Annotated in this window: 9 protein-coding genes and 1 pseudogene; 6 read left to right on the top strand and 4 right to left on the bottom strand. The window is 65.5% G+C overall.

From position 1 onward, the window contains the following. Window positions 1-146 precede the first annotated feature (146 nt). The 4 genes and pseudogenes from ACO1BU_RS27590 to ACO1BU_RS27575 all read right to left on the bottom strand — a co-directional run. Window positions 147-406 (bottom strand): annotated as a pseudogene (locus tag ACO1BU_RS27590) (helix-turn-helix domain-containing protein); the annotation flags it as partial. 97 nt (window positions 407-503) lie between these two features. After that, the gene (locus ACO1BU_RS27585) at window positions 504-1,538 is read right to left on the bottom strand and encodes a TRAP transporter substrate-binding protein (RefSeq protein WP_424139178.1); all 1,035 of its coding nucleotides are present in this window, start codon (window positions 1,536-1,538) and stop codon (window positions 504-506) included. A 20-nt stretch (window positions 1,539-1,558) separates the two neighbouring features. After that, a complete protein-coding gene (locus ACO1BU_RS27580; RefSeq protein WP_424139177.1) occupies window positions 1,559-2,842 on the bottom strand; it encodes a TRAP transporter large permease in 1,284 nt (427 codons plus the stop codon). A 12-nt stretch (window positions 2,843-2,854) separates the two neighbouring features. Next, complete coding sequence (locus ACO1BU_RS27575; protein WP_424139176.1) at window positions 2,855-3,490, bottom strand: TRAP transporter small permease; 636 nt, start codon at window positions 3,488-3,490, stop codon at window positions 2,855-2,857. 243 nt (window positions 3,491-3,733) lie between these two features. On the opposite strand from ACO1BU_RS27575, the gene ACO1BU_RS27570 reads away from it, so the two are divergent. The 6 genes from ACO1BU_RS27570 to ACO1BU_RS27545 all read left to right on the top strand — a co-directional run bounded on the left by ACO1BU_RS27570 (window position 3,734) and on the right by ACO1BU_RS27545 (window position 12,199). Beyond that, window positions 3,734-5,812 (top strand): hydantoinase/oxoprolinase family protein, encoded by a 2,079-nt coding sequence (locus ACO1BU_RS27570; protein WP_424139175.1) that lies wholly within the window; start codon window positions 3,734-3,736, stop codon window positions 5,810-5,812. A gap of 14 nt (window positions 5,813-5,826) precedes the next feature. Then, a complete protein-coding gene (locus ACO1BU_RS27565; RefSeq protein WP_424139174.1) occupies window positions 5,827-8,019 on the top strand; it encodes a hydantoinase B/oxoprolinase family protein in 2,193 nt (730 codons plus the stop codon). Between the two features lie 15 nt (window positions 8,020-8,034). Continuing rightward, a complete protein-coding gene (locus ACO1BU_RS27560; protein WP_424139173.1) occupies window positions 8,035-8,895 on the top strand; it encodes a fumarylacetoacetate hydrolase family protein in 861 nt (286 codons plus the stop codon). A gap of 133 nt (window positions 8,896-9,028) precedes the next feature. Next, window positions 9,029-10,282 carry an ABC transporter substrate-binding protein gene (locus ACO1BU_RS27555; protein WP_424139172.1) on the top strand — a complete coding sequence of 418 codons (1,254 nt, stop codon included), beginning with the start codon at window positions 9,029-9,031 and terminating at the stop codon, window positions 10,280-10,282. A 10-nt stretch (window positions 10,283-10,292) separates the two neighbouring features. Next, the gene (locus tag ACO1BU_RS27550; protein ID WP_424139171.1) at window positions 10,293-11,165 is read left to right on the top strand and encodes a branched-chain amino acid ABC transporter permease; all 873 of its coding nucleotides are present in this window, start codon (window positions 10,293-10,295) and stop codon (window positions 11,163-11,165) included. Then, the gene (locus tag ACO1BU_RS27545) at window positions 11,162-12,199 is read left to right on the top strand and encodes a branched-chain amino acid ABC transporter permease (RefSeq protein ID WP_424139170.1); all 1,038 of its coding nucleotides are present in this window, start codon (window positions 11,162-11,164) and stop codon (window positions 12,197-12,199) included. Before ACO1BU_RS27550 ends, ACO1BU_RS27545 begins: the two co-directional genes overlap by 4 nt. Window positions 12,200-12,205 lie beyond the last annotated feature (6 nt).

The following is a 12,205-nucleotide window of genomic DNA, read 5'->3' as shown; positions in this document are numbered from 1 at the left end:
CCACCGTCCGCCCGCTCGTAGACAGCAGCCGGACCGCCTCCCGCTTGAACTCCTCCGTCCAGCCTCGCTGCCGTGGATCTCCCATCGCGCCCTCCAGGTCCTCATGACCTTACCTGAGCGCTCTCCAGTTCTCCCGGGGAAGTCCACATCTCGCCCAGCCTCGCCTTGAGCCGCTCGCTCTCCAGCGCCTCGCCGTCGCTGGGCCGCGTGGTCAGGCTCGCCTCACCCCCCGCCAGGAAAGCGTCGCGCCAGCCGCTCAGGGTAGACGCGGTCACGCCCAGCGCCCGCGGGACCGTCTCTAGATCCTCGCCCGAAGCAACCGCAGCACCGCGTCCCGCTTGCGCTGCCTCGACATCCGACCACCCCGGCCAGGACCAGCGGCATCCGTCGTCTCTGTTGTCATCATCCACCCCATTCGCGGATACCGTCCGCTTGCAGGGTGTCCCGATCAACCGTGGGGCGGAGGAACAACGCCTCGTCAATTTGCCAATGCAGGACTCGCGTCAGACCAAGTCCTGAGCCGCTCGGATTAACTCGGAAGCCCCCGGGGTAGTGCGACCGAACTCGCTCCAGACAGGTTGGATCGCCTCGATCCATTTGTCTCTGTCGGAGAGTTCCGCGATGGCGACGCCTCGTCTCTCAAGCTCCGCCCGTGCCGTCTGCATCTGCGTCTCGAATACCTGTCGTTCTAGCTTGGCCGAGTCCTCTGCGGTGTCGACAAGGACCTGCTGCAGCTCCTTGGGCAGCCCATCAAAGATGCGCCTCGACATAATCACCGGTCTTGGCTCAATCACGTAGCTCGACAAGGTGCAATGCCGGACAACCTCGTAAAGGCGCGCCGAGATGACGGTTGGAAAGTCATTCGCCGTGCCATCGACCGTGCCCTGCTGAAGGGCCGTGTAGATCTCCGGATATGGCAGCGGAACCGGAACGGCGCCGAGTGCCTTGAACCCATCGACAAGCGCGCGGTTTTGGATCACCCGCATCTTCAGCCCGCGAAAATCCTGAAGGGACTGGATGGGCGACCGGCGACTCTGGAAATGCTGCTCGCCCGCACTGTAATAAGTGAGGACCTTGAAGCCCTTGCTCGCCGCGTGATCGGCGATCTGCTCACCAAAGCGGCCATCCGCCAGCCGGTACATGTGCTGCAGATCGCGGATGAGGAAGGGCAACTCCACGACGTTGTAGGCCGGAACGAAGCCTGCCCAGGCGCCGGCGCCGATTCCGATCTGGATGGAGCCAGCCAGGATCCCCTCGTTGATGGTCCGTTCGTCGCCGAGTTGCGCAGTGTGGAAGATCTGGAAGTCCACCATCCCGCCAGTCCGGGCCTCGATGGCTTTCTTCCATGCCTTCAGCCCATCCACATAGGGAAAGCTCTCCGCGACGATGGTGGCGGCCTTAAACATGAACTTACGCGGTAGCCGGAGTACCGCCGGCTGGCCGAGGGCGCGGTGCCCGGCGAACCCGCTCGCTGTCGTCGCCAGCACGGTGCCGAGCAGTGCACGGCGGCCCGGCCCAGGCCGGTATGCGCGGTCCATGATGGTGCTCTCCTTTGCGTTCAGGATCCGAAGACGAGTTGCGGAACGGCGGTGGTCAGCCAGGGAACGGCAATGAGGATCAGGACACCGGCGAAGAGGACGGCGACATAGGGCAGCATCGCGCCGAAAGTCTGGTCCGCACGAAGGTTGGCGAAGGAGCTCGCGATGTAGAGCCCGACACCGACGGGCGGAAGGAAGAGTCCCATCCCGATTGCGGCCACAACGACCGTCGCGTAATGCAGGGGATCGATCCCGAGCGAGCTCGCGATCGGAAGGAAAATCGGGAGGCAGATGATCACCGCCGGCAAGCCTTCAAGGACAGCGCCAAGAATGATGAACACGATGATGCTGATGACGAAGAAGATTGAGGGATGTGACGATACCGCCAGCATCATCCGCGCCAAGTCCCGCGGCACCTGTTCGAAGGCGAGCATCCAGGAGAAGCTGGACGCGGCCCCCACCATGAAGATCACGATGCCGCTGGTGACCGCACTGTCCATGACGATCTTCGGCAGCTGGTCCCAACGGATCTCCTTGTAGACGAAGACGCCGACGACGAAGGCATAGGCCACGGCCAGGACGGCAGCTTCCGTCGGATCGGCGATGCCGCCCAGGATGGATCCGAAGATGATCAGCGGCATCATCATGGGGATGATGGCACGCCGCGTGACTTGCTTCAGCTCGGCCCAACTGGCGCGTCGGTCATCGGTGATCGGCTCCCGCCGCGCCTGCAGGTAGATGAGCAACATGATCGCGGCCGCGAGGACCGCGGCCGGAATGAAGCCCGCGAGAAACAGGGCGCCGACCGAGAGGCCTGCGATCTGGGCGATCACCACCATGACGAGGCAGGGCGGAACCAGAATTCCCATTGCGGAAGCGGCGGAGACGATGGCGACCGCGCGGTCACGCTTGAATCCGGCCCGGACGAGGGAGGGCACCATGATGGCCCCGATGGCCGACACATCCGCCACCGTCGAGCCCGAGATGCCGGAGAAGAACATCTCCGCCACCACCACCGCCATGCCCAGCCCGCCGCGGAGATGACCGACCAGGGCGCGGGCGAGGTCAACGAGGCGCGCTGAGATGCCGCCCGTCTCCATCAGCGCGCCGGCCAGGATGAAGAGGGGGATCGCCAGAAGGACGAAGGAGTCGGCGCCGGAGAACATGCGCTGCGGCACGACCAGGAGCGGCGCGGCATCCGCGACCAAGAGCCCGAAGGCCGCCGACAGCGCGATGGCGAAGGCCACGGGTGCCGTCAGCCCGATCATGATGAGGAAGCTGCCGACCATGACGAGGGTGGCCATGACGCGCGCTCCTCAGCTTCTGGCGACGGGGACACCGGCAGCGGGGCCGGGGACGGGGTCCACATGCACATCCTGAACGGCACCGGCGAGCGGCAGCACCCCGCCTCGCAGCACGTCCAGCAGGTGCCGCAAGACAAACAGGATCATCACCGCTCCGCTGCCGGGCACCACGGCGTAGAGAAGGCCCATGTTCCAGTCCATCACCGGCGAGGCCTGCTCCCAGCTGACGAGCATGATGTCCCAGCCGAAGCGTAGCAGGATCATGGCGGTGGCCATGACCACGAGCAGGGCGAAGACCTGCATGGCGCGGTGCAGCTGCGGCGGGATCCAGGCAGTCATGATAACCAGCTGGAAGTGGCCCCAGCGATTCACTGCTGCCGCGGCGCCTATGAAGCTCATCCAGATCAGGAGGAAGCGCGCAGCCTCCTCGGTCCAGCCCAGGCCAATATGGAGGAAGTAGCGGAAGAAGACGCCGGCCAGCACGATGGAGACGATCGCGAGAAGCATCAGCCCGGCGACGAACTCCAGGAGCTGTCCGAGCAGGCGGGCGGCGACGCCGACCGACCTGCGTGACTCAGCCGTAGACCGCGATTGCGTCACGATGCCGTCCCCCAGGATGGACCTTGCCCGCCGGTAACTGTCGCGCACTCTCCCGAACGTCCAATTTCGGAGCGACATGCCCAAGGGGCGCATCGCTCCGCCGAACTGAAATTCAGTGTAGTGAGCCGGGGGACGCATTCAAGAGGTTTCTTTCCGGTCTGCGCGAGCAGTGTGTGCCTCACATCCGCGAAGGTATGGCAGCGATCTCCGCGATGCCGGCCCTGATTCTCCTTGACGCCTCGCTCGCGGAGAGTTTGTACTGAAATTACTGAAACGCACGGAGGCTCGTTCGTGTACACCATCTCCGTCGATATCGGCGGCACCTTCACCGATGTGGCTGCATTCGATTCCGATGCCGGACGGCTTGTCGTTGGGAAGGCCCTCACCACCCCGGCCGATCTGCGTGAGGGGGTTCTGGAGGGGCTGCGGCAGGTGGCTTCTGCGGCCGGGGTGCCCTTAAATACGGTGCTTGGGGAAACGCAGCGCTTTGTCCACGCGACGACCCAGTCGAGCAATGCCATCTTCGCCTTCAGCGGTGCCAAGACGGCCGTGATCACGACGCGCGGCTTCGGCGATACGCTGACCATCATGCGGGCCAGTGGACGAGTCGCCGGCCTCAGTGTGTTCGAGCGCCATCACTACCGCATGACGCGAAAGCCGCGCCTACTGGCCGACGAGCGGGATATTTTCGAGGTGACAGAGCGGGTGGACTATGCCGGCCGTCCGGTGAACCCGCTCGACGAGGCAGCGATCCGCAGCCTTGCCGGCACCTTGCGTGCGCGTGGCTATGAAGCCGTGGCGGTGGCCTTCCTGTTCTCGCACAAGAATCCCGCGCATGAGCGGCGCGTCCGCAGCATCCTGGCCGAGGAGGCACCGGAGCTCTACGTCTCCCTCTCCGCCGAGATCGCGCCAGTCCTGGGCGAGTACGAGCGGAGCGCCACCTCTCTTTTCAACGCCTATGTGGGGCCCGTAATCGAGGGATACCTGGACGGGCTGGTGAAGACGCTGTCGGATGAGGGTCTTCCGAAGCCGCCGCTGGTCGTGCAGGCGAATGGCGGCCTGACGACGCCGGCGCAGACGGTTCCTATCTTCACCGTCGAATCCGGACCGGCCGCGGGCGTGGTCGGAAGCGCCCATCTCGCCGCGCAGCTGGGGCTCCCCGATGTGATCGCGACCGATGTGGGGGGCACCACCTTCAAGGTCGCGATCATCGAGGGCGGCCGCTGGGCCTATGCCAAGGAGACGGTGCTGAACCAGTATCAGCTCCGCCTTCCGATGGTGGACCTGGTTTCGATCGGCGCGGGTGGCGGCTCCATCGCCTGGGTCGATAACGGCCGGCTGCGGATCGGGCCGAAGAGCGCCGCGGCGGCGCCGGGGCCCGCCTGCTATGGTCTCGGCGGTGAGGAGCCGACGGTCACCGATGCCGATGTGGTGCTCGGCTACATCTCGCCCGACAGTTTCCTCGGTGGCCGCATGGCCCTACAGGTTGACCTAGCGAAGGAGGCGATTCGCCGTCGCATCGCGGAGCCGCTGTTCGGGGGTGACGTGACCGCCGCAGCGGCCGGCATCCGCCGTGTGGTCGACGCGCAGATGGCCGACCTGATCCGCAAGACCACGCTGCAGCGCGGGTATGATCCTCGGCGCTTCGCGATGATGGCCTATGGCGGTGCCGGCCCAGTCCACGCCGCCTCCTATGGCGGTGATCTGGGCGTGAAGGAGATCATCGTTCCCTACAATGCATCGGTGCACTCGGCCTATGGCGCGGCCCTTTCCGACCTGCGCTTCAGCCTGCGGTACTCCGACCCGCTGACGCTGCCGGTGGATCCCAGGCGGCTGGAGGCGATCTACTCCGCAATGGAAGCCGAGGGGGCGAAGCTGCTGGAAGGGGCGGAGGTGGCCGAGGCGGCCCGGCGCTACGAGCGCTGGGCCGAGGCGCGGTACCGCCGGCAGGTGCATACCGTGCGGGTGCGCGCGCCCGCATCCTTCTCGTCAGACAGCGAGGTCTTCGAACTGGGTACGGCCTTCGAGGCAGAGTATGAGCGCCTGTTCGGCCCGGGTTCCGGCCTCAAAGATGCTGGCATCGAGTTGGTGGATTACGGGGTGGACGCCGTCGGCCTGGTCGAGAAGCTTGAGCCGGTCTCGCTAAAGCCAGGCCTCGCTGCAATGGCACCTGGGCGGCGCCTGACATGGTGCCCCTTCGCCGCTGCCATGGTCGACTCCACAATCCATGACGGCACGACACTGCCGGCCGAGGCCGTCATCTCAGGGCCTGCCGTGATCGAGCATCCCGGCACGACGATCGTGGTCCATTCTGGCCAGTCGGCCAGGATCGACACCTTCGGCAACACCCGCATCACGTCCCATCGCTAAAGGGAGCACCGGCCATGCTCAATCCCGATATGATCGGCACGATCGATCCGGTCACCTTCGAGGTCCTGAACCACCGTTTCATGACCATCAGCGAGGAGATGGGCATCCAGTACATGCGATGCTCAGGCTCCAACGTCCTGATCACTGGCAATGACGCCGCCTCCGCCATCATGCTGGGGGATGGCGGGCTGGTTTCGGTCGGGCCCTATATCGTGACGCAGGGCAATGTGCTCCCGCTGATCGTCGACAGCACGCTGAAGTCGATCGGGCCCGGGGAGGTGATCGAGGATGGGGACATCTTCATCTGCAACGACCCCTATCTCGGCGCGATCCATCACCCCGACATCGCCACCGTGGCACCCGTCTTCTGGGAAGGCCGGTTGGTCGCCTGGGTCGGCGCGTCGGGTCACCAGCTCGACAATGGCGGCATGGACCCGGGCGGCTTCTCGATCAAGGTGGTGGATACGCACCAGGAAGGCCTGCGCATGCCGCCGGTGAAGATCGTCAGCCGCGGGGTGGTCCGGGAGGACATCCTGCGCTGGATCCGCAATCAGGTTCGTGACCCCCTCGTCGCGCTTGATATCAAGGGACAGATCGCCTCGCTCAACAGCGGCCGCCAGCGTGTCCTGGAACTGTTTGAGCGCTGGGGCGAACGCACGGTCATCTCCGCGATGCACCAGTGCATCGATCACGCCCGGGAGAAGCTGGAGGAGCGGCTGGCCGAGCTGCCCGACGGGACCTGGCGCGAGGTGCAGTATATCGATCATGACGGCCACACCCCTGCCATCTACAAGATCGTCTGCACCCTCACCAAGGTCGGCAGCCGGCTGAAATTCGATTTCACCGGCACCAGCCCGAACGCGCGTGGTCTGATCAACTGCTCCTACGCGGGCCTTCAGGCGGCCTGCCTAACGGCAACCTACCTGAACTGCTGCTGGGACATCGCCTGGAACCGTGGCGTCCGGGATTGCATGGACATCGTCAGCGAGGTCGGAACGGTCAACAACTGCGCTTACCCGGCGCCTTGCGCGATGGCCACGATCTCGGCGGTGATCGTGACGATCGATGCCACATGGCGGTGCCTGTCGCAGATGATACTGGCGAGCGGGAAGTACCGGGAGGAGGCCATGGCCTGCTGGTCCGGCACCTCGATGGCGCCCATCTTCGCCGGAACAAGCCAGCACGGCTTCCCCTTCGCCGCCACCGAGATGAGCCATTTTGGTGGCGGCGGGGGAGCCAGCTTCGACCGGGATGGCGTCGACACTGCCGGCATCGTGTTCAACACGACGCCCAATATGCCGAATGTGGAGGACCAGGAGGCGGAGTATCCCGTGCTCTACCTGTTCCGCCGGCATCTTCGTGACTCCGGCGGGCCCGGCAAGTTCCGGGGTGGACGGTCCGGCGAGCTGGCCTACACCATCTATGACGCGCCGGAGGGGCAACTCGAGGGCCTGTTCGCCGGCACTGGTGCGGAGATGCCAAATGCGATCGGCATCTCGGGCGGTATGCCGGGATCAGCAATTTCCATCGCGCGCGTCGTGCAGACGGATATCGCGCGCCGGCTGGAGGACGGATCGCCCCTTCCTGACAGCCTTTCAGCGACCGATGGCACGATTGAATGGCTGCAGCCCAAGCACACGCGCAGCCCGATCCTGGCGGGTGATGTGTGGTATCACAGCTGGCAGGGCGGCGGCGGCTATGGCGACCCGCTGCTGCGGGCGCCGGAGCTTGTGGCCGATGACGTGGCCCGCGGCGCCGTCTCTAACTCGGCGGCGGCCGATATTTATGGCGTGGCTCTGAGCGCGGACGGCATGGCGGACCTGGGGGCGACAGAGGCGAAGCGCGACGCCATCCGTGCCGCCCGCAAGGCCATGGCGGGGCAGGGGGCGGCCGCTTCAACCGCCGTGTCCTTCCCTGGGCCGGGCCGCGCCGCACTCGGCACGGCGCTGGTCGTCGATGGTGGTGAGGGTGCGGTATCGTGCGGCCATTGCGGCGAGCGGATCTGCGGGACGCAGGACAACCTCTATGCCGCGCTTGGCCTTGTGGAGGCGCCGCTCACCGCTGCCGGTCCGGTCCGCGGGGAAGCCTACCACCGCGGCCGCTTCAAGCTACGCCAGTTCATCTGCCGGAGCTGCGGCAATCTGACGGATGTGCAGGTCGGGCTGGATGGCGCGCCGTTCAGCTACGCCATGCCGGTTCTCGGCTGAGCGGGGCGACATCGGATGTCCGCAATGCTTGTGATGTTCTCCCCTTCGGGGCAGGACAAGCTCCGGCCCGGCCTTCTGAGCGGCGGGCACGTCCTGGACCTGAGCGGCCGGTACGGCAGCATCGCCGCCTTCCTGGCGGATCATCCGCAAGGCTGGGATCCGACTGGGGGGGCAGGCGAGGACATGGCGTCTTGGGCCCGGGATGCGGTGCGGCTTGGGCCTCCTATCGATCCCGGCAGCCTGGTCTATGCGGTCGGCGCGAATTATCGCCAGCACGCGGAGGAAGCCGGCTTGGCTGTGCCGGCGCAGCCCGTGATCTTCACCAAGCCCTACACCGCCCTGGTGGGCGCGGGTGAGCCGATCCGCCTGCCGCCCTTGTCCTCTCAGATGGATTACGAGGGGGAAATGGCCGTGATCATCGGCCGGAACGCAACGCAGGTCAGTCGCGCGGATGCGCCCTCCTATGTGGCCGGCGTGACGATCCTGAATGACACCACCGCCCGCGATCTCCAGTGGGTCGAGCTCGGAAAGCACCGCATCGTCGATTGGTTTGCGTCCAAATGCCTGGATGGCACCTCGCCGCTCGGACCGGGGATCGCCAGCATGCAAGGTATCGCGGATGTGCATCAGCTGCCTCTGAGGACCACGCTGAACGGTGCGGTGATGCAGGACGCGAACACCGGTCTCATGGTCTATGACACCTGGCAGCTCATCGAGTTCATCAGCGCACGGGCCACCTTGCGCGCGGGCGACATCATCGCAACCGGCACGCCGTTTGGCGTAGGCGGCTTTCGCAACATCTTCCTGCGGTCCGGCGATGTGGTGAGGATCGAGCTCGGCGGCGTCGGCGCCCTGGAGAACCCTGTCCTGCGCTAAGAGGAGGGGTGGATTCTGTCCTTGCAACGGATGAGGCGAATCCTTCAGTATCTTCAGTGAAATCCAAGTGGCGTCCGCCGCCATGCTGCGGCTCATCCGTCGTGACAGCGGCTCCAACAGTTCGAGGCAGGACATGAGAAGACGTGGTCTGATCGCCATCAGCGCTGGCCTGGGGTTCGCTCCGGCCATCCGGGCCGGAGCGGCCGAGCCGGTGCGCGTCGGCGCCCTCTATCCGCTCTCCGGGCAGGTTGCGAAGTCGGGCGAGGATACGCTCAACGCGATCCGTCTTGCGGTCGACATCGTCAACACACCGCAGGACAATATCGATTTGCCGTTGGCCAAGTCCGATGGCCTGCCCAATCTCGGCGGCGCGAAGATCGAGATCATCGCCGCCGATCACCAGGGCTCTCCCGAGGTCGGTCAGGCGGAAGCGGCGAGGCTGATCGAGCAGCGCGGGGTTCAAGCGCTGATCGGCGCCTTCCACAGCTCGGTGGCCGGCACCTCGTCGCAGGTCGCGGAGCGCATGGGCATCCCGTATATTTCGGGAGAGTCGGAGGACACCTCGCTGACCCAGCGCGGGTTCCGCTGGTTCTTCCGCACCACCCCGTCCTCTGATACGCAGACGCGGGACTTCTTCACCTTCCTGAGCGAGGTGCGGGACCGGGGCGGCCCCGGCATCCAGCGTATGGCCGTGGTGCATGAGAACACGCTCTGGGGCGAAGGCTTCCGGGATTCCGTGAAGCGCATGATCGGGGAGCGGCCCGGCTTCCGGATCATTTCCGACATCACCTATCAGCAGGGCTCGCCAGACGTGACGAGCGAGGTGCAGCAACTCATTGCCGCCCGGCCCGATGCCGTCCTGCACGCCTCCTACGATGCCGAAGCGATCCTGTTCGCCCGAACCTACAAGCAGTACAACTTGCGCACACAGGGCATCATGGCCCTCGGCGCCGCCTTCGGCTCGAGCGCATTCCGCAATGCGCTGGGCGCGGACGCCAATTTCTTTCTTGTGCGCGATCACTGGGCCCGGGACCTCGCGGGCAGCAAGCCCGTGGTGGCGCAGGTGGGCGCGATGTACCGGGACCGCTTCGGAAAGGACCTTGATGGCACGCCGGCCCGCGCCTTCACCGCGATGATGACGCTCGCCGACGCGATCAACCGCGCCGGCTCCACCGATCCCGAGAAGATCCGTCAGGCCCTGATCGCCACCGATCTCCGCGAGGCCGACACCATCATGCCATGGGAAGGGGTCCGGTTCGACAGCACGGGGCAGAATGTGCTCACGCGCGGGATCTTCACCCAGACGCTCGACCGCGTGCCCAAGACGGTCTGGCCCTTCAACCTGGCCGCTGGAACCCTGGTCTGGCCGCGGCCCGCCTGGCGCTGAGGACCGGGGGATGGAACTGTCGGGAAGCCTGATGATACAGCTGCTGCTCAGCGGGCTCGGAATGGGCTTCATCTTTGCCCTGATCGCCATGGGATTGTCCCTAATCTACGGCGTGATGAACGTCGTCAACTTCGCCCATGGCGAGTTCCTCATGCTGGCGATGTATGCGTCCTACTTGGCCTTCGCGGTGCTTGGCCTTGATCCGCTGCTGACATTGCCAGCCGTCACAGCGGCGCTGTTTCTGTTCGGGGTGGCCGTCTACTATCTGCTGGTGCGGCGTGTGCTCCGCGGGAGCATGCATTCACAGATCTTTGCCACCTTCGGGCTGATGGTCTTCCTGCAGGCGGCGGCTCATTTCGCTATGGGCGCTGATTACTACGCCATCTCCGACAGCCTGCTCTCGGGTGTGGTCGAGATCGGGGACGTGACCCTGCTGCTGCCGCAGGTCGCCGCCGTGATCGGGGCCTCCATTGCCACCCTGCTGCTCTATTGGTTCGTCTTCCGGACAGGGCTCGGCCGCTCGCTCCGGGCCGCGGCCCAGGACCGGCAGGCGGCTCTGGCGCTCGGCATCAATGTCGACCGCATGTATGCGCTGGCCTGGGGGCTTGGAGCCGCCTGCGTCGGCGTCGCGGGATCCCTGTTGTCCAACTACTACTACGTGTTCCCGCGTGTCGGCGTCGTGTTCGTGCTGCTGGCCTACGTGACTGTTGCCCTCGGCGGGTTCGGCTCAATCCATGGCGCGTTGATCGGCGGCATCATCATCGGCGTGCTGCAGGTCTTCGCTGGTTTCTTCGTCTCGTCGCAGCTCAAATTTGTCCCGGTTTATCTACTGTACCTAGTCGTGGTGCTGTTGCGGCCGCGCGGCCTGGTAGGCCGCGCATGAGGCTGGCTCTGCCGCAAGGCTTCGGCTTGGCCTCGCTGCTGCTGCTCTTCGCCCTTTTAGCGCTTGCGCCCTATGTCATCCAACTCCAGGCCTTCGAACTGCGGCTGCTCACCCTGATCTTCCTCTATGCGCTGCTGGGTCAGGGCTGGAACGTGCTCGGGGGCTTCGCGGGCCAGACCTCGATCGGCCATGGCATGTTCTTCGGCCTCGGCGCCTATACGGCAACCTTGCTAGCCGTGCGCTTCGACGTGAACGCCTGGATCGGGATGGGCGCGGGCGCTCTGGCGGCAGCCATCGTCGGCGTGCTGATCGGCCTGCCATGCTTCCGGCTGAAGGGCCACTATTTCGTCATCGCGACCCTGGTGGTGGCTGAGATCCTGTATCAGCTCGCCGCGGCATGGCCCTTCGTAGGCGGTGCTTCCGGCCTGTCGCTGCCGATCAAGCCGGCCGGGTTTCTGCATTTCCAATTCCATCGGGATCGCATCCCGTATTACCAGATCGCCCTGGCCATGCTAGCCGCCGTCACGCTGTTTGCGTGGTGCCTGCGTGAATCCCGGCTCGGCTTCATCCTGCGAGCCATTCGTGACGATGAGGACGCGGCGCGGAGCCTCGGCTTTGCGTCGCAACGATGTAAGCTCATCGCCATGGCGATGAGCGCTGCCATCACCGGTGCCGGCGGGGTGTTTTACGCGCAGTATGTCCTCTTCATCGATCCCGCGAGCGTCCTGTCATCGGCCCAGTCGGTGCTAATCGCGCTGATCCCCATTTTCGGTGGCATCGGCACGATCGCCGGCCCTCTCGTCGGGGCGGCTGTGCTCATGGCCCTTTCGGAATATGCCCGCATCTGGTTCTCTGGAACCGGCCGGAACGTCGATCTGCTCATCTACGGGCTTCTGATCATGGTTGTCGCCGTCTATCGCCCGGACGGCGTTACGAGCCTGTTCAGGGTGCCGGCGATGCAGCGGCTGTTCCGGCGGCAGGGGGCGGGACCTGTCGTGTCCGCCCAGGCGCAGCGCGACGGAGAGGCGGCGTGAGCCCGC

The organism is Roseomonas chloroacetimidivorans (assembly GCF_049629625.1).
Lineage (GTDB): Bacteria > Pseudomonadota > Alphaproteobacteria > Acetobacterales > Acetobacteraceae > Roseomonas > Roseomonas chloroacetimidivorans.
Note: the sequence above shows the minus strand (reverse complement) of the source record. Positions and strands in the feature narration are given on the sequence as shown.

What these genes read in the sequence shown, in the direction of transcription:
- ACO1BU_RS27550 (WP_424139171.1), top strand. Translation starts at nt 10,293, where the DNA reads ATGGAACTGTCGGGAAGCCTGATGATACAGCTGCTGCTCAGCGGGCTC.
- ACO1BU_RS27555 (WP_424139172.1), top strand. Translation starts at nt 9,029, where the DNA reads ATGAGAAGACGTGGTCTGATCGCCATCAGCGCTGGCCTGGGGTTCGCT.
- ACO1BU_RS27580 (WP_424139177.1), bottom strand. Translation starts at nt 2,842, where the DNA reads ATGGCCACCCTCGTCATGGTCGGCAGCTTCCTCATCATGATCGGGCTG.
- ACO1BU_RS27545 (WP_424139170.1), top strand. Translation starts at nt 11,162, where the DNA reads ATGAGGCTGGCTCTGCCGCAAGGCTTCGGCTTGGCCTCGCTGCTGCTG.
- ACO1BU_RS27560 (WP_424139173.1), top strand. Translation starts at nt 8,035, where the DNA reads ATGTCCGCAATGCTTGTGATGTTCTCCCCTTCGGGGCAGGACAAGCTC.
- ACO1BU_RS27585 (WP_424139178.1), bottom strand. Translation starts at nt 1,538, where the DNA reads ATGGACCGCGCATACCGGCCTGGGCCGGGCCGCCGTGCACTGCTCGGC.
- ACO1BU_RS27565 (WP_424139174.1), top strand. Translation starts at nt 5,827, where the DNA reads ATGCTCAATCCCGATATGATCGGCACGATCGATCCGGTCACCTTCGAG.